This window comes from Cobetia sp. cqz5-12 (assembly GCF_016495405.1).
GTDB lineage: Bacteria > Pseudomonadota > Gammaproteobacteria > Pseudomonadales > Halomonadaceae > Cobetia.
In genome coordinates this window covers 681,653-697,826 of the sequence record NZ_CP044522.1, presented here as the reverse complement: position 1 = coordinate 697,826, position 16,174 = coordinate 681,653, and the positions used below count along the sequence as shown (strand labels likewise).

The 16,174-nt window shown below is 63.3% G+C and carries 13 protein-coding genes; 5 read left to right on the top strand and 8 right to left on the bottom strand.

What is annotated here, in order from left to right; translation table 11 throughout:
* Window positions 1–23: 23 nt before the first annotated feature.
* On the bottom strand, window positions 24–2,174 hold the full coding sequence (fadB, locus tag F8A90_RS02950; protein ID WP_200018891.1) for a fatty acid oxidation complex subunit alpha FadB: 2,151 nt from the start codon (window positions 2,172–2,174) through the stop codon (window positions 24–26).
* A gap of 444 nt (window positions 2,175–2,618) precedes the next feature.
* On the opposite strand from fadB, the gene F8A90_RS02945 reads away from it, so the two are divergent.
* Window positions 2,619–3,731, top strand: a complete 1,113-nt coding sequence (locus F8A90_RS02945; protein ID WP_166019103.1) for a DUF5924 family protein — start codon at window positions 2,619–2,621, stop codon at window positions 3,729–3,731.
* 217 nt (window positions 3,732–3,948) lie between these two features.
* Window positions 3,949–4,395 carry a transcriptional regulator SlyA gene (gene slyA, locus F8A90_RS02940; protein WP_043335305.1) on the top strand — a complete coding sequence of 149 codons (447 nt, stop codon included), beginning with the start codon at window positions 3,949–3,951 and terminating at the stop codon, window positions 4,393–4,395.
* A 125-nt stretch (window positions 4,396–4,520) separates the two neighbouring features.
* Here slyA and F8A90_RS02935 read toward each other — a convergent pair whose 3' ends face one another.
* On the bottom strand, window positions 4,521–5,069 hold the full coding sequence (locus tag F8A90_RS02935) for a hypothetical protein (RefSeq protein ID WP_054555152.1): 549 nt from the start codon (window positions 5,067–5,069) through the stop codon (window positions 4,521–4,523).
* A 209-nt stretch (window positions 5,070–5,278) separates the two neighbouring features.
* Here F8A90_RS02935 and F8A90_RS02930 point away from each other — a divergent pair, with 209 nt between their 5' ends.
* Window positions 5,279–5,731: a universal stress protein gene (locus F8A90_RS02930; RefSeq protein WP_043335309.1), complete on the top strand. Its 453-nt coding sequence runs from the start codon at window positions 5,279–5,281 to the stop codon at window positions 5,729–5,731.
* 154 nt (window positions 5,732–5,885) lie between these two features.
* On the opposite strand, the gene F8A90_RS02925 is transcribed toward F8A90_RS02930, so the two are convergent.
* A complete protein-coding gene (locus tag F8A90_RS02925; protein ID WP_166019101.1) occupies window positions 5,886–7,823 on the bottom strand; it encodes an ATP-binding cassette domain-containing protein in 1,938 nt (645 codons plus the stop codon).
* A 242-nt stretch (window positions 7,824–8,065) separates the two neighbouring features.
* Between F8A90_RS02925 and F8A90_RS02920 the strand changes: the two genes are divergently transcribed.
* Together F8A90_RS02920 and F8A90_RS02915 are read left to right on the top strand one after the other, a co-directional pair.
* Window positions 8,066–9,016 carry a TatD family hydrolase gene (locus F8A90_RS02920; RefSeq protein ID WP_200018888.1) on the top strand — a complete coding sequence of 317 codons (951 nt, stop codon included), beginning with the start codon at window positions 8,066–8,068 and terminating at the stop codon, window positions 9,014–9,016.
* A gap of 48 nt (window positions 9,017–9,064) precedes the next feature.
* On the top strand, window positions 9,065–9,631 hold the full coding sequence (locus F8A90_RS02915) for a hypothetical protein (protein WP_233593421.1): 567 nt from the start codon (window positions 9,065–9,067) through the stop codon (window positions 9,629–9,631).
* Window positions 9,632–9,722: 91 nt separating this feature from the next.
* Here F8A90_RS02915 and F8A90_RS02910 read toward each other — a convergent pair whose 3' ends face one another.
* From F8A90_RS02910 to F8A90_RS02890, 5 genes are all read right to left on the bottom strand, one after another.
* A complete protein-coding gene (locus F8A90_RS02910) occupies window positions 9,723–11,450 on the bottom strand; it encodes a DEAD/DEAH box helicase (protein WP_200018886.1) in 1,728 nt (575 codons plus the stop codon).
* A 216-nt stretch (window positions 11,451–11,666) separates the two neighbouring features.
* A complete protein-coding gene (locus F8A90_RS02905) occupies window positions 11,667–12,203 on the bottom strand; it encodes an HPP family protein (RefSeq protein WP_200018883.1) in 537 nt (178 codons plus the stop codon).
* 113 nt (window positions 12,204–12,316) lie between these two features.
* Window positions 12,317–14,065, bottom strand: coding sequence for an ABC transporter permease (locus F8A90_RS02900; protein ID WP_233593420.1), 1,749 nt, complete (start codon window positions 14,063–14,065; stop codon window positions 12,317–12,319).
* Window positions 14,066–14,265: 200 nt separating this feature from the next.
* Window positions 14,266–15,312 carry a Fe(3+) ABC transporter substrate-binding protein gene (locus tag F8A90_RS02895; protein ID WP_233593419.1) on the bottom strand — a complete coding sequence of 349 codons (1,047 nt, stop codon included), beginning with the start codon at window positions 15,310–15,312 and terminating at the stop codon, window positions 14,266–14,268.
* Window positions 15,313–15,547: 235 nt separating this feature from the next.
* Complete coding sequence (locus F8A90_RS02890; protein ID WP_166019097.1) at window positions 15,548–16,120, bottom strand: elongation factor P hydroxylase; 573 nt, start codon at window positions 16,118–16,120, stop codon at window positions 15,548–15,550.
* Between the last annotated feature and the right edge of the window lie 54 nt (window positions 16,121–16,174).

The window sequence follows — 16,174 nt, the reverse complement described above, 5'->3', positions numbered from 1 at the left end:
TCGGGCGCTCAGCCATCAAAGGCTCAGGAGTAGAAGGCGTCGCCACGCTTGGCGCGCTCGCGCAGCGCCTCGGTCGGGCGATACAGCGGCCCCAGCTCATCGGCCAGGCTGTCGGCCAGCGCGACGAACTCGGCCACGCCCATGGCATCGACGTAGCGAAGCGCGCCACCACGGAACGGCGGGAAACCGATGCCGTAGATCAAGGCCATGTCGGCCTCGGCCGCCGTACCGACGATGCCGTCTTCCAGGCAGCGAATGGTTTCCATGCACAGCGGCACCATCATGCGCGCGATGATGTCTTCATCGGAGAACTCGCGCGTCTCGCTGACGACCTGGGCCACCAGCGCCTGAGCCTCATCGTCCGCCAGCTTCTTCGGCTTGCCCTTGCGGTCTTCCTCGTAGCGGTAGAAGCCCAGATCATTCTTCTGGCCGAGGCGCTTGTTGTCGTACATCACCTGGATGGCCGTCTTGCCTTCACGCGCCATGCGGTCCGGGAAACCTTCCGCCATCACGGCATTGGCGTGCACCGCGGTATCCATGCCGACCACATCCAGCAGGTAGGCCGGGCCCATCGGCCAGCCGAACTTCTCCATCACCTTGTCGACGCGCTGATAGTCGGCGCCCTTCTCGACCAGCAGGCTGAAACCACCGAAATAGGGGAACAGCACGCGGTTGACCAAAAAGCCCGGGCAGTCGTTGACGACGATCGGCGTCTTGCCCATCTGGCGGGCATAGGCGACGGTCGCGGCGATGGCCGCATCGCTGGACTTCTCGCCACGGATGACCTCGACCAGCGGCATGCGGTGCACCGGGTTGAAGAAGTGCATGCCACAGAAGTTCTCGGGGCGCTTGAGCGATTCGGCCAGCCGCGTGATGGAGATGGTCGAGGTGTTGGAGGTCAGGATGGCGTCCTCGGCGACGTTGTCCTCGAGTTCGGCCAGCACCGAGGCCTTGACCTTGGGATTCTCGACCACCGCCTCGACGACCAGGTCCACATTGCCGAAGTCACCGTAGGACAGCGTCGGGCGAATGTTGGACAGGCCCTGCGCCATCTTTTCAGTGGTCAGCTTGCCGCGCTCGACGCCTTTGCCGAACAGCTTGCGTGCTTCCTTCAGGCCCAGTTCGATGGCCTCGCCGTTGATGTCCTTCATCAGGATCGGCGTGCCCTTGCTGGCGCTCTGATAGGCGATACCGCCGCCCATGATACCGGCCCCCAGCACGGCGGCCTGCTTGATCTCGCTGGCCTGCTTCTCGTAACCCTTGGCTTTCTTCTTGACCACCTGATCGTTCATGAACAGGCCAACCAGATTGAAGGCCACGTCGGTCAGCGCCATCCTGGCGAAGGTCTTGGCCTCGATGGCCTGGGCACGCTCACGCGATTCCCCCGCGCCCTTCTGGATGACCTTGATGGCCTCCACCGGTGCCGGATAATGCGGGCCGGCCTTGCCGGCCACGAAGCCCTTGGCGGTCTCGAAGGCCATCATCTGCTCGATGGCATTGAGCTTGAGCGGCGAGGTCTTCTCGAGGCGACGCGCCTGATAGTCCAGCTCGCCGGCATTGGCACGCGCCAGAATGTCGAGTGCCGCAGCGTCCAACTCGGCCACCGGCAGGACGGCATCGACGGCGCCCACTGCCAGCGCCTTGTCGGCACGGTTCTCGGTACCGCCACAGATCCACTCGATGGCGTTGTCTGCCCCGATCAGGCGTGGCAGGCGTACACAACCCGCCCAGCCCGGGATGATGCCGAGCTTGGTTTCCGGCAGGCCGATCTTGGCGCTGTCGGCCATGACCCGGAAATCGGTGGTCAGGGTGATCTCGCAGCCGCCGCCCAGCGCCAGCCCATTGATGGCAGTGACGGTGGGGAACGGCAGGTCCTCGATGGCATTGAAGATGCCATGGATGTTCATGTTCATGTCGATGAGGAAGGCTTCATCCTTCTCGAACATCTGATGGAACTCGGTGATGTCGGCACCGACCACGAACGCCTCCTTGGCGGAGCGGATGACCAGCCCCTTGAGATCGGCCGTCGCCTGGATGGCCTCGACCGCCTCTCCCAGCTCCTTGAGCACATAGCTGGCCAGCTTGTTGACCGATTCGCCTTCAAGATCGAGGGTCAACAGGGCAATGGCGTCCTGGTTGGCCTCGACGGTTAGCGTTTTGCCTGAATAGATCATCCACGGATCTCCACAAGAGAAAGAGGTGAAGGGGCTGCCCGACGCTCGATGGTCACTGCCATTTGGGCGTTGGCCATGAGGGCGTTGGTCACCGGACTCGCCGGACTCGCCGGACTCGCCGGACTCGCCGCTTCCAGAGGCACCGCGCAAGAGTCATCTCTCATCACAGCGCTTCATACAAGCGTTTGAATACAGCCAGCTTGGGCCAGTGACGGACAAAGATCAAGCCTGCGGACATTAGCGAAAGGTCGGGGGTCACGGGGCGTCTGTATACTGGCCTGGGCTGACTGGCGCAGGCCATCGACAGCCGATGTAGGCAAAGATCGACGCTACACCGCGCAAGGCAGCCGCGTTACCCTGAACGCTTTCCCAACCCGCAGGCTGGCCGCGACACTCCCTCGCGCGCCAGCAGGCTTTCAAAGGCCTCATCGATATCATGCTTTCATGAGCAGCACTCTCACCGCCCTGTATCTGCGCCTGACCGGCCTTGTCGAACGCACCAAGCGCTGGCACTGGCTATGGCCGCCCATCGGCTTCGCCGCCGGCATCTGCAGTTTCTTCCTCGTCAATCGTCAGCAATGGCTGGGCGGCATGCTTGCGCTGGGCATGATGCTGGCCTGGTTGATCCTGATCGCCGAAGGCCTGTGGAGCCGTCTGCGCCGCCATCGCGGCCAGAACGCCCTACCCCGCAAGCTGGCGACCTTCGTGGCCCAGCTGATCCAGCAGGAGACACTGTGTTTCACGCTGCCGTTCTTCCTGGCGACCACCGACTGGGCCAGCGGCCAGGCAGGCTTCACGCTGCTGCTGTGCGGCGCGACCCTGCTGTCGATTCTCGATCCCTTCTACTACCGGCTGGCCGAGCGTCATCGCTGGCTGTATTTCGGCTTCCACGCCCTGTGCGTGTTCGTGGTGGTACTGGTCACCCTGCCCTTGCTGCTGGAACTGACCACGAGTGAGAGCCTGCTGGCCGCCTGTGCCGCCATGAGCCTGTTCGCACTGCCCAGCGTCGCCAACCTGCGCATCGCGCGTGGGGTGGTCGGCGGTCTGGCGATGATCGGCATCAGCGTGATGCTCGGGGTAGGCGCATGGGGGGCACGCGCCTGGATTCCGCCCGCCACGCTGTGGATCAATGCCAGCAGTCTGTCGCCGGACTTCGATACCGCGGCGCGCGCACCGCGTGGCGAGATGCAGCTGACGCCTGCGCAACTCTCCGCCCGCGGCCTCTATGCCTTCACGGCCATCCGCGCGCCGCGCGGCCTGTCAGAGAAGGTCTACCATGTCTGGCGTCATGACGGTGAAGTCGTCGATCGCATCGCCCTGAACATCAACGGCGGACGCAGTGAAGGCTACCGCGCCTGGACGCACAAGACGGCCTTCCCGCAGGGTAGCGAGGGCGAGTGGCGCATCGATGTCGAGACGATGAACGGACAGCGCATCGGCAGTCTGCGCTTCGTGGTCAGCGATGATCCGCAGCTGGCAACCCTGGCGGACAGCACCATCAGCCAGCCTCCCGGTATCCCCGGCTGGCGTATCACCAACCTGATTCCGGGTTTGTGACAGTCGCCATCATGAGTCACTCCGCAAGCGGGAACGCCAAGTTACTCGACGTTGGACGTAAAATTCGTTCGCAGGCTTGTAATTATCCAGACTGCCTAGCATGCTGATGTGAAAGGCGGCGCGCACAAGGAATCGGTCTCATTCAGGTTTGAGTGATGCTGAACGCGTGCCAATGACAAAAGCCCCTTCCCATTTGCACTCAGCGGACGACCTATCCATGCATGAAGATATCGGACTCAAGCTTTCCCGCCTGCCGCGCCTGTGGCGCGCCATTCTGGACCAGCGACTGTCCCCACTAGGGCTGACCCAGACTCGCTGGATGACGCTGGTACACCTGTGGCGCATGGGCGATGGTCAGCCCCAATGTGATCTGGCTCGCTCCATCGGTATCGAAGCCCCGTCGCTGGTTCGCACTCTGGACCAACTGACCGAACAGGGCCTGGTCGAGCGCCGTGCCTGTGAGGAAGACCGCCGCACCAAGCGCATCTTCCTGACCCGCAAGGCGCTGCCACTGATCGAGAAGATCGATGCCATCGCCGAGCAGACTCGCATCGAGATGCTCGAGGGCCTGAGCGAAGCGCAGGTCGATCAATTCTGTGAATGCCTGCGTGTCATGGAACGCAATGGCCTGGAAATCTCCGAGAAGGTGCCGGAGAGCGCCTGACTCGACATGCCGACCGGAAATGGCCAGCCGCGCCAGCAGGACATGAGCGCAAGCGAGACATGAAAAAGCCCCCATCGAGTGACTCGATGGGGGCTTTTTTCTGCAGGCGGGAGAGCGGCGCGTGATCAGGCGTCCGGCATCTTCGGCTCGGTGCCCACCAGCGGACGACGCTTGTGCGAGATAGGCGCCTTGTCGATCAACAGCGCATGCAAGGCCTCGAATTCGCGCCGCCAGTCGTGACAGCTTTCCACATCCAGACTCTCGCCCCACCACAGCGTCAGGCCGGAGAGCGATGACTCCAGCATCAGGGCATCCTCCGGCAGCGTGCGCGTGAAGCGCAGCAGCGCCGCGGCGACATCAGGGTCATCCGCCAGGCGACTCTCTTCGCGCCAGCGATAGCCCGGCACCGCTTCACGCAGCGCATCACTGGCCCATTCATCCTGCACCAGAATGAAGGGCGTGACATCGCGCTCGGTCGGCCAGGGGCGGCGGTAACCGACGATGCCCTTGGGCGCGTCAGAAAGCGCCGGCGCCTTGAGATCCACTCGCATGCCATCGGCGATCACCGCCTTGCGGACCAGTGAAGTGCGCGTCTCGCGTTTGCTGGGGCGTAGCCAGGTCAGCGGCGACAGCATCGCCAGCACGACAAAAATGATGATCAGCGCAGTCGTCATCGTCTATCCAACGGTTGTCTATTCAAGGGTTTCATCAAGCAGGACGTGGCGTGAAAGCGCAAGATAGGCTATGCAGCCCCGCAGTGTTGCGTACCACGCACTGCCATTACGTTGATGTAAGTCATTGTGTTCATGGGGGCGGCAAGCCTAGCATGGAAGCAGGTGCACGACGCCACTCGAATGGCCAACCTCTGCGGGAGGACCTCAGGATGAGCAACGAATACAAGCATGTACTGGTCGCTGTCGACCTGACCAAGGATTCCCATCTGGTGCTGGAGCGGGCACTGCCGATCGCCAAGCGCAACGGCGCCAAGATTTCCATCATCCATACGCTGGAACCGCTGGGCTTTGCCTATGGCGGTGATATCCCGATGGACCTGACCAGCATCCAGGACCAGCTGGATTCCCACGCCCGTGAACGGCTTGGCGAGATCGCCTCCCCTCATGATATCGCCGCAGAAGACCAGTACGTGGTGGTCGGCATGCCGGATAGCGAGATTCATCGCTTCGCGGCCGAACACGACGTGGATCTGATCGTGGTCGGCTCGCATGGTCGCCATGGCTTTGCGCTGCTGCTGGGCTCCACCTCCACGGGTGTCCTGCATGGCGCTCAGTGCGACGTGCTGGCGGTGCGCGTCGGCGCGGATGACAGCGAGGAATGATGGCGGCCGGCTAGACGACACCTCATGCCAGACGACACCTCACGTCAATGACAGGTGAGGAACGACAAGAAGGCTGCCCATGGGCAGCCCTCTTGTGCGTTTGCCTGACAGTCTTTCTGCACGGCACGGCCCTCAAGCATCGTCACTTGCGGCTTCAGCCTTCCTGCATGGCTTCAAGTTCCATCCAGCGTTCCATCGTCTCTTCCAGCACCTGCTGCTTGTGGCTGAGCTTCTCCAGCGTGTTCTTCACCGCCTTGGCATCCCCGGTGTAGAACTCCGGCGTCGCGATCTCGGCTTCCAGCGTCGCGATCTCCGCTTCCAGCTTCTCGATGGTCGCCGGAATCAGGTCCAGCTCGCGCTGGAACTTGTAGGGCAGCTTGACCTTCTTGTTGGCCTGCTGCGCCTGGGCGGCCTCCCGCTTGCGGCGCTCGTCTTCTGCCTGGGCATCACGACGGTGCTTCTCCTCGCGCTCACGCTCGACTTCCCACGGCGCCGGCGGCAGATGCCCGCCCTGACGTATCCAGTCGCTGTAGCCCCCGACATACGGCTTGACGACCCCGTCGCCCTCGAAGGCAAGGATGTTGGTGACCACGTTGTCCATGAAGGCACGGTCGTGGGAGACCAGCAGCACGGTGCCGTCGAAGTCGAGCAGCAGCTCTTCAAGCAGCTCCAGTGTCTCGACATCCAGGTCGTTGGTCGGCTCATCGAGCACCAGCACGTTGGCCGGCATGGTGAACAGACGCGCCAGCAGCAGGCGGTTGGACTCGCCCCCTGACAGGGAGCGTACCGGCTGACGCGCGCGGTCCGGCGTGAACAGGAAGTTCTGCAGGTAGCTCATCACGTGCATGTCACGCCCGCCGACCGTGACACGGTCGCTGCCACGCGCCACGTTGTCGTAGACGGTGGCTTCCATGTCCAGGCCCTTGCGCAGCTGATCGAAGTAGGCGATCTGCAGCTTGGTACCTTCGATGCGCTTGCCTTCGCTGGCTTCCAGCTGACCGAGCAGAATGTGCAGCAGCGTGGTCTTGCCCGCACCGTTGCGCCCCAGCAGGCCGACCTTGTCGCCGCGCTGGATCTCGACACTCAAGTCACGGATGACCCACTGCTCCTGCGCCTCGTCGTAGCGATAGCTGACGTTCTCCAGCTCCACGACCCGCTTGCCGCTACGCTCGGCGGAGTCGACGGCGATACGCGCACGGCCCTGCACTTCACGCCGCTGACCACGCTCGGCACGCATCTTCTCCAGCGCACGTACACGGCCTTCGTTACGGGTACGACGCGCCTTGACCCCCTGGCGGATCCAGGTCTCTTCCTGGGCCAGTTTCTTGTCGAACTCGGAGTTCTCCTTGGCCTCGACATCCATCTCGTGCTGCTTCTGGGCCTGGTAGGCGGCGTAGTCGCCCGGATAACGCCCGAGGCGACCACGGTCCAGCTCCAGAATCTGGGTTGCGAGGCGCTTCAGGAAGGCCCTGTCGTGGGTGATGAACAGCACGGCACCGGAGAAGGCCGCGACCTGCTCTTCCAGCCAGGCGATGGTATCGAGATCCAGATGGTTGGTCGGCTCATCGAGCAGCAGCAGGTCCGGGTCGGACACCAGAGCACGCGCCAGTGCGACACGACGACGCCAGCCGCCGGACAGGTCTTCCATCATGGTATCTTCCGGCAGGCCCAGGCGGGTCAGCACGGTATCGATACGCTGCTGGAACTGCCAGCCATCGACGCTTTCCAGCGCGACCTGCACGTGCTCGAGACGCTTGAGGTCCGGCTCGGGATCGCTGATCAGATGATGATATTCCGCCAGCAGCGCGCCCGCCTTCGGCAGGCCTTCAGCGACGATATCGAAGATGGTACGTCCTTCGGCGGCCGGCAGGTCCTGCGAGAGCACGCCGATCTTGAGACCCGGCGCCTTCCACAGCTCACCGGCATCGGCCTGGAATTCGCCGGTGATCAGCTTGAGCAGGGTCGACTTGCCGGTGCCGTTGCGGCCGACGAGCGCCAGACGCTCGCCGCGCTCGACGACAAGGTCCGCCCCGTTGAGCAAGACGTGATGGCCATAGGCCAGCTGAAGATTTTCCAGTCGTAACAATGCCATGTGGTGCAGCAACTCGTGACGGGTCCACGGCCGGGAAGGCCACGGAGGAAGTGGGAGTCAGGCGGACGACGCCGCCACCAGCGACACGCGCCGGAGAATGCCGCCATTCTACCCGAGGCGCGACGTGCAGGCGATGGAAGACGCCGCAAGGGCTGAAAGACGCCGGCGCCTTGGGTAGAATGGCCGACCGCTTGAAATCACGTCACGTGTCTTCTCCCTCCCCGCGATCCCAAGGGTGTCCGATGTCCGCGCTTCCTCCGCATGCCGATCCTGCCTCCCTGCCCTACTATGATAGCGAGCGACTGTCCGACGAGACGCTTGCCGTCTTGTGTGACGACCTTGAACTCGGCGAGGCCGATATCGCGGCCGCGCTGACGCTGCTGGCACCGGAGCTGCGTTTCGCAAGCCCCTCTGCGCTGGTCGACATCGGCGTCAACCTGACGCATGAGAGCTACGCGCGCGACATCGAGGGTACCTTGCTGCGAGCACGCGCGGCGGGCGTCAGCCAGCAGATCCTGACCGGCACCAGCCTGGATGGCTCGCGTGAGGCCCAGGCACTGGCGGCACGCTATCGTGGCCTTTCTGCCACCGCCGGCGTGCATCCCCATGATGCCAGCCAGTGGAACGACGGCGTCGAACGCGGCATCCGGGAATTACTGACGCAGCCAGAGGTGGTCGCGGTGGGGGAATGTGGCCTCGACTTCAATCGCAACTTCTCGACACCCGCCGAACAGGCCCGAGCGTTCGAAGCGCAGCTGACGCTGGCCGCCGAGACAGGCCTGCCGCTGTTTCTGCATGAACGTGACGCCGGTCGCCAGATGCTCGAGATGCTCAAGCACTGGCGCGACGATATCAGTCACGCCGTCGTGCACTGTTTCACCGGTGAGCGCGAGACGCTCTACGGCTATCTGGATCTCGACCTGCATATCGGCCTGACCGGCTGGTTGTGTGATGAGCGCCGAGGCGAACACCTGCGAAGCCTGTGCCGCGAGATTCCCCTCGAACGCCTGATGCTGGAAACCGATTGCCCCTATCTGGTACCGCGCAATCTGCCCACCAAGCTCAAGGGGCGGCGTCATGAACCCTCTCTGCTGGTGTGGATCATGGCGGAGGTCGCGGCGCTGCGTGGTATCGACATGGAAGAGCTCGCAGAGGCCACCACCGCCAACGCACAACGCTTCTTCCGCCTGTAATCGGCATCAACGACTTTCCCTGCACGCTTCCCTGCTCTGGACATCACCATGCACGAATATGAACCCGAAACAGGGGACTTCCCCGCTTTCATCGCCGTCGAGACCGGCGAGGACTCCAGTCTGCCGCTGGCCATCGCCTGGGCGCTGCCCGATGGCCAGATGAAGCATGTGCTGATCCAGCCGGATGACGAATGGCTGGACGGCGAGATGCTGGAGCTGGGCGACTACAGCCTGGATGACCTGCGCAGCTTCGGCGTCAGCCCCCTGGATGTGCTCAAGGAGCTGGAGCAGGACTACTACCAGACCACGCTCTATACCACCGGCGTCATGGATGACGAGCAGGCACTGGCCCGTCTGTTCGACGCCTACAACATGGACCCGTTCATCGAATTCGCACCGGCGGAAGGCCTCTACCCCGAGCTTGACCCGGGCGACTGGGCACGCGAGCGCAACAACATGCTGTTCGAACAGGGGCTGCAGCCGTTCCGCCCGGACAATGAGGTGCTGGTGATGCTGGCCATCCACACACGACTGCGCGGTGATGGCGTGCGTGGCGAGCAAGACATCCAGGGCACTGGCCCGGATTACGAGATCGACTGGGAAGAAGACGTCTGATCAGACGTTCCCGCTCCTGACACACAAACGCCCCGACAACCGCAAGGTTGTCGGGGCGTTTGTGTTCAAGCCTTGGCCTCTACGGCGCGGCTCAGCCGTTGGAGCGGCCACCACCGTTGCCACCGCTGGAGCGGTTGCGACCACCACGTGAGCGGCGACGCGGACGCTCATCATTGGTCGGCGCATTCGGCGCACGGTTGCCGTTCACTTCCGGCTGCGGCGCGACGCGATTGCCATCGACTTCACGCTGCACCGGTGCACGATTGCCGCGGTTGTCATCATCGACACGCGCGGTCTGCTGAGGTTGACCACCAGTGCGCGGGCCGTCAGAGCGCTGACCGCCCGAACGCGGGCCACCCGAGCGCTGGCCGCCATTGCCACGGCCTTCAGCAGCAGGCTTGCCGCCAGTACGCTGGCCACCCGAGCGCTGGCCGTCAGAGCGCTGGCCGTCAGAGCGCTGACCGCCCGATCGCGGTCCGCCATTGCCACGACCTTCACCGGCAGGCTTGCTGCCAGAGCGCTGGCCGCCCGAGCGCGGGCCGCCATTGCCACGGCCTTCAGCGGCAGGCTTGCTACCAGTACGTTGGCTGCCAGAGCGCTGGCCGCCAGAACGCTGGCCGCCACGCGGCTGACGCGGTTCACGTTCCGGCTCGACATCGACTTCCGGCACGAAACCTTCCACTTCGACGCGCTTGAGCTTGCCCTTGAGCAGACGCTCGATGCCGCCGAGCTCCTTGCGCTCATCACTGGAGACCAGCGAGATGGCACGCCCGCTGGCGCCGGCACGGCCGGTACGCCCGATACGGTGCACGTAGTCTTCCGGCACGTTGGGCAGTTCGTAGTTGACGACCTGCGGCAGCTGCTCGATATCCAGGCCACGTGCCGCGATGTCCGTCGCGACCAGCACTCGCACTTCGCCGTTCTTGAAGCCGGCCAGTGCCTTGGTACGCGCATTCTGGCTCTTGTTGCCGTGAATCGCCGCGGCACTGATGCCGGACTTCTCGAGCTTGGTCGCCAGACGGTTGGCACCGTGCTTGGTACGGGTGAAGACCAGCACCTGGTGCCAGTTTTCCTTGATGATCAGGTGCTTGAGCAGCGAAGGCTTGTGGCTCTTCTCCACGGTGTGGATATGCTGCTCGACCTTCTCGGCCGTGGTGTTGCGCGGGCTGGCTTCCACCGCCACCGGGTCATTCAGCAGCTTGTTGGCCATGCCACGAATCTCGTCAGAGAAGGTCGCGGAGAACAGCAGCGTCTGACGCTTGGTCGGCAGCAGCTTGAGCAGACGGCGGATGTCGTGGATGAAGCCCATGTCCAGCATGCGGTCGGCTTCATCCAGCACGAGTGTCTCGAGCTCGGAGAAGTCGATGGCCTTCTGGGAGTGCAGGTCCAGCAGGCGCCCCGGTGTGGCGGTCAGGATCTCGACGCCAGAGGACAGGCGGCTGATCTGCGGGTTGATCTTCACGCCACCGAATACCACGGCATTGCGCAGCTTCAGGTGACGGGAATAGGCGGTAACGTTCTCATCGATCTGCGCGGCCAGCTCACGCGTAGGCGTGACGATCAGGGCCTTGATCTTGCGGGCACCTGCGGGAGCGCTCTGTGAGAGGCGCTCGACCAGCGGCAGGGCAAAACCGGCGGTCTTGCCGGTACCGGTGCGCGCGGCAGCCATTACATCACGGCCTTCCAGCACGGCAGGAATTGCACCTGCCTGTACGGGAGACGGCGTGGAATAGCCCATCTCGGCGATCGCTTTCAGGACAGGAGCGGACAGCCCCAGGGAGGCAAACGCCGGGACGGAATTGGCAGTAGTCTCAGTCATCAATATCTCTTCGGCTGACCGGCCACGTGCTGGTCGATCATTAAGGAATGGCGCCTGGCCGGGCACGTGCCGGGAGAGGGAGCGAGGCGTATCAGGCGCAGGAAAGAAAGAGTCGGTCAGAGGGACCTTATCCGGCTGCAGCCAGTCGCTCGCGTCAGGCGATGGCCCAGTCTACCATCTTCCGCCGTCGCCTGCAGAAGCGCGCATTTGATGAGCTCAATGCCAGTGCAGCGGATAGCGGCGATGACGTGCCAGATTGTTGATCAATACCGCCAGCACCAGCATCGCCGCACAGCCAAGCCCCACCGGCAACAGAGCGTACCAGTAGCTCAGCTCGTGCAGCGGCTGACCGCCGATCACCGCGATCAAGGCCGTGGCGCCGCCCGGCGGGTGCAGGGTGTGCGTCAACTGCATGACCAGCAGTGCCACCGAGACCGCCATGGCCGCCGCCAGCCAGCCATCGCCCAGCCAGTGATAGCAGGCGACACCGACCAGCGCCGACAGCATGTTGCCGCCCAGCACATTGCGTGGCTGAGCCAGAGGACTGTGCGGCGCGCCGTAGAGCAGCACCGAGGTCGCGCCGAAGGACCCCACCAGCAACAGCGAGCTGACCGCCAGATAATGCGAGGACAGCCAGCCGATCAGCGCCATGCCCAGAAAGGCCCCGAGCCATGACCACAGGGCATCGGCAACATGTGGCCTGCCCCGCTTCAGGGGGCCACCACGCATCTTGGCTACGTAAGGCTTGAGCATCGTGCGAACCATCTCCGGCATTGTCCTGTCAGTGTCGAGCGCTGCACCCTAGGCGATCTCCACACGAGGAACAACTGCCATATGGCAATAAGCTGATACCGATGCTGTCGCCGTCATGACTCGCTGCGCGAGGCCACGATGGTGCGCGAGATCACGATCACCGGCAGGATGCCGACCACCACGATCACCAGTGCCGGCAGCGCCGCCTGCTCGAGCATTTCATCCGAGGCGTACTGATAGACGTGGGTGGCGAGCGTGTCGAAGTTGAAGGGTCGCAGCAGCAAGGTGGCCGGCAACTCCTTCATGGCATCGACGAAGACCACCAGCGCCGCGGTCAGCAAGCCGGGACGGATCAAGGGCAGGTGCACCCGGCGCAGTGTGGAGAATGTGTTCTCCCCCAGCGAGCGCGCCGCCATGTCCATCGAGGGCGTGACCTTGTCGAGACTTGATTCGATGGAGCCCGCGGCAATGGCGAGGAAACGCACCACATAGGCGATGATGATCGCGCCCATCGTCCCCGTCAGCAGCAGACCGCTTGAAAATCCGAAGTTGGCACGCAGGAAGCTGTCCAGCGCATTGTCGAAACCCGACAACGGCACCAGCACGCCCAGCCCCAGCACGGCTCCCGGCATGGCATAACCCAGGCTCGAGAGCTTGAGCGCCTGCTGTACGCTGGCGGTGCGATCCAGCCGCTTGGCGTAGGCCAGCAGCACCCCGATGATCAGCGTCAACACGGCAGCACTCACCGACAGCATCAGGCTGTTGAGCGCATAACCGGCGAAGTCCGGCGTCCACGACTCCTCGAAGTAGCGAATGGCATGCCGCGTCAGCAGCCCCACCGGCAACAGGAAGCCGAACAGCAGCGGCAGCAGGCAGGCCAGCGTCGCCAGTCCGGCGCGCCAGCCATGCAGGGTCGGACGACGATAGCGACGATAGCGATCGCCCTTGCCGAACTGGCGCTGCCGGCGCCGGGCATGTCGTTCCAGCCAGATCAGCGTGACCACGAAGATCATCAGGCACAGCGCGATCTGGGCCGCGCCCCGCAGACTGCCCATGTTGAGCCACACATCGAAGATGCCGGCGGTCAGCGAACGCACCGCGAAGTAATCGACGGTACCGAAGTCATTGAGCGCCTCCATCATCGCCAGCGCCAGACCGACGGCGATCGCCGGACGTGCACTGGGAAGCGCCACTCGCCAGAAGCTCTGCCAGCCATTGCAGCCCAGGGTGCGGCTGGCATCGCGCAGCGAGGGCGATTGATCGAGAAACGCCGAGCGCGCCAGCATGAAGACATAGGGAAACAGCACCAGCGACAGCATCAGGATGGCGCCGCCCAGACTGCGTATCTCGGGGAAGTAGTAATCCTGCGGCGAGTCCCAGCCGAACAGCGCACGCAGTGCGCCCTGGAAAGGCCCGGCATACTCGAAGACATCGGTGTAGATGTAGGCGATGACGTTGGCAGGAATCGCGAACGGCAGCAGCAACGACCACTCGAAGGTGCGCCGCAGCGGGAACTGATACATGGTGGTCAGCCATGCCGAGACCACGCCCATGCTGCCGCTGAGCACCGCCACGCCGGCCACCAGCGCCAGGCTCGTCATGACGTAGTCAGGCAGCACGGTGGAGACGAGGTGCGGCCAGATGCCGTCACCGGCCTGATCACTGCCATCATCGCCGAACAACGCCAGCCAGATGACGGCCAGCACCGGCATCACCACCAGTGCGGCGACCCCCCAGGCCGTCGCGAACCACCCCATGTGCGTGCCCAGGCGCCGCTGACGGCGTCTTATGGCCGCGTCTTCGGCAGCTGACGTGCTGCCAGCTGCGCGCTCCAGGGCGAGCTCCGTCGCGCTGGTTGCCACGCAGGCTTCCTCTCCAAGGCTCGCACCTCGCTTTGCCAACAGCCGCTTGCCTTGCGTCATCTGCTCTTCCTCACTGACCTGCCAACTGCAATTGCGTCTATTTTACATTGTTCACTCATACGAAGAGGGGCTGTCGCATCGCGACAGCCCCTCTCGTTCATGACATCCCATCCGATGGCTTACGCCAGCGGTGAGTGCCGTTACTGGTTGAAACCGACTTCATTGACCATCTGAGCAGCACGCTTGCGGTATTTGGCGACCTCGGTCAGTGAGAGGTCATCCTGCTTGAACTCGCCCCAGGACGTCAGCAATTCCGAGCTTTCGGCAGCCGGATTGGCCGGATACTCGAAATTGACCTCGGCATACATGTGCTGAGCGGTCTTCTCGGTCAAGAAGCGCATCAGCTTGAGCGCATTCTCTTCGTGCGGCGCGTACTTGGTCATCGCCATGCCGGAGATGTTCATGTGCGTGCCGACACCGTTCTGGTCCGGGAATTCGATACGTGCCTTCTCGGCCCACGGACGCTGCTCGTCGTTGTCGAGCATCTTGCCGTAGTAGTAGCTGTTGCCGATGGCCACGTCACAGACATTGTCACGAATCGCCTTGATCTGATCGCGGTCCCCGCCTTGCGGCTTGCGCGCCAGGTTGTCCTTGAAGCCTTCCAGCCATTCGCGGGTCGCTTCCTCGCCGTTGTGGGCGATACGCGAGGCGATCAATGCCACGTTGTAGGGGTGATCACCGGCACGCGAACAGACACGGCCCTTGAGGCTCGGATCCGCCAGGTCGTCATAGCTTGCGACCTGACCGGCCTCGAGACGCTCGACACTGGTGTAGAGCACGCGGGCACGGGTGGTGATACCGAACCACTGGTTGTCAGGGCCGTGATACTGCTCAGGCAAGTTGGCTTCGATGACGTCGTCGTTGACGCTCTTGACCAGCCCTTCGTCGACCAGCTCCTGCAGGCGACCGATATCCACCGTCAGCAGGACGTCAGCCGGCGTGTTGCGACCTTCACGCTTGAGGCGCTCGGCCAGACCCTGCTTGGCGAATACCACGTTGACCTTGACGCCGGTCTCCTCGGTGAACTCCTTGAGGAACGGCTCGATCAGATAGGCCTGACGATAGGAATAGACGTTCACCTCTTCCTGGGCTTGCGCCGGCATGGCCGTGACAGCCGTCACGCCGACCAGCGCACTCAACAACAGCTTGCGAGCGGAGGATGCAGAAATCATGGATACAGCAGTCATCGAATACCCCTGTTCAAGATGTTCTGTCCTGACGAGAGCTGCCATGAGCAGACCTGCAGGCCAGTAAAAGCGGAACCATTGTGTCAATGCGAATCATTCTAATCACAAAGCCCTGACACCTGCAACGTGAGTGCAACGCTGATTTGCAGATAATGCAATCCCGCTTCGGGAGGCGAGTTCCGAAAGGCAAGCCCGGCGAACCACGGCACTACCACCTGGCATGGGCAGAAAGGCATCACGCCAGTCGGCCGTCTTCTCCCACCGCAGGCAACAGGGACCGGGCATGGGCGATGGCCTGCTCAAGCGACATCCCTTGCTGCCAGACACCGGCGAGTGCATGGCGGAAGGCAGCGGCACGCGCGGGCAGGCCGCGCTGCTCGACATCGGCGGCGCGCTGCATCACACGTTGTGCGAAGGCGTCTCGATCCACCTCCAGCTCAAGATTGTCGACGCTGACATGAAACGGCTTGCCCACCGCCCGGTGGAAAAGCAGCTCCAGAGCTTGCGGCGCGACCTCGACACTCTCGAAGGCGCGCTGCTGCTGGGCGTCGCGGCCATCCGGTGCATACCAGTAGCCGTAATCTTCCTCGAGCCGCCGTCTGGCTCCTGCGATGCACCAATGGCTGATCTCATGCAGCGCGCTGGAAAAGAAGCCACGTGCCAGATAGATACGGTGATAGCCAAGCTCTGATTCATGGACATGCCTGCCTTCCCCTTGCATGCCGGCCGGAAGATACAGCGGCTCTTCAGGATCACAGCGCAGCACGGTGTTGAAGGTGTTGCCGAACAGGCCGTCGAACAATGCCATCAAGGTGGCGAGATCATGCGCACGACGGGGGCTCCCGCAGGCGGGATCAGAGGA

Bases quoted from the DNA above. Each gene is read 5' to 3' on its own strand.
- fadB (WP_200018891.1), bottom strand. From the start codon at position 2,174: ATGATCTATTCAGGCAAAACGCTAACCGTCGAGGCCAACCAGGACGCC.
- F8A90_RS02945 (WP_166019103.1), top strand. From the start codon at position 2,619: ATGAGCAGCACTCTCACCGCCCTGTATCTGCGCCTGACCGGCCTTGTC.
- slyA (WP_043335305.1), top strand. From the start codon at position 3,949: ATGCATGAAGATATCGGACTCAAGCTTTCCCGCCTGCCGCGCCTGTGG.
- F8A90_RS02935 (WP_054555152.1), bottom strand. From the start codon at position 5,069: ATGACGACTGCGCTGATCATCATTTTTGTCGTGCTGGCGATGCTGTCG.
- F8A90_RS02930 (WP_043335309.1), top strand. From the start codon at position 5,279: ATGAGCAACGAATACAAGCATGTACTGGTCGCTGTCGACCTGACCAAG.
- F8A90_RS02925 (WP_166019101.1), bottom strand. From the start codon at position 7,823: ATGGCATTGTTACGACTGGAAAATCTTCAGCTGGCCTATGGCCATCAC.
- F8A90_RS02920 (WP_200018888.1), top strand. From the start codon at position 8,066: ATGTCCGCGCTTCCTCCGCATGCCGATCCTGCCTCCCTGCCCTACTAT.
- F8A90_RS02915 (WP_233593421.1), top strand. From the start codon at position 9,065: ATGCACGAATATGAACCCGAAACAGGGGACTTCCCCGCTTTCATCGCC.
- F8A90_RS02910 (WP_200018886.1), bottom strand. From the start codon at position 11,450: ATGACTGAGACTACTGCCAATTCCGTCCCGGCGTTTGCCTCCCTGGGG.
- F8A90_RS02905 (WP_200018883.1), bottom strand. From the start codon at position 12,203: ATGCTCAAGCCTTACGTAGCCAAGATGCGTGGTGGCCCCCTGAAGCGG.
- F8A90_RS02895 (WP_233593419.1), bottom strand. From the start codon at position 15,312: ATGACTGCTGTATCCATGATTTCTGCATCCTCCGCTCGCAAGCTGTTG.
- F8A90_RS02890 (WP_166019097.1), bottom strand. From the start codon at position 16,120: ATGGCATTGTTCGACGGCCTGTTCGGCAACACCTTCAACACCGTGCTG.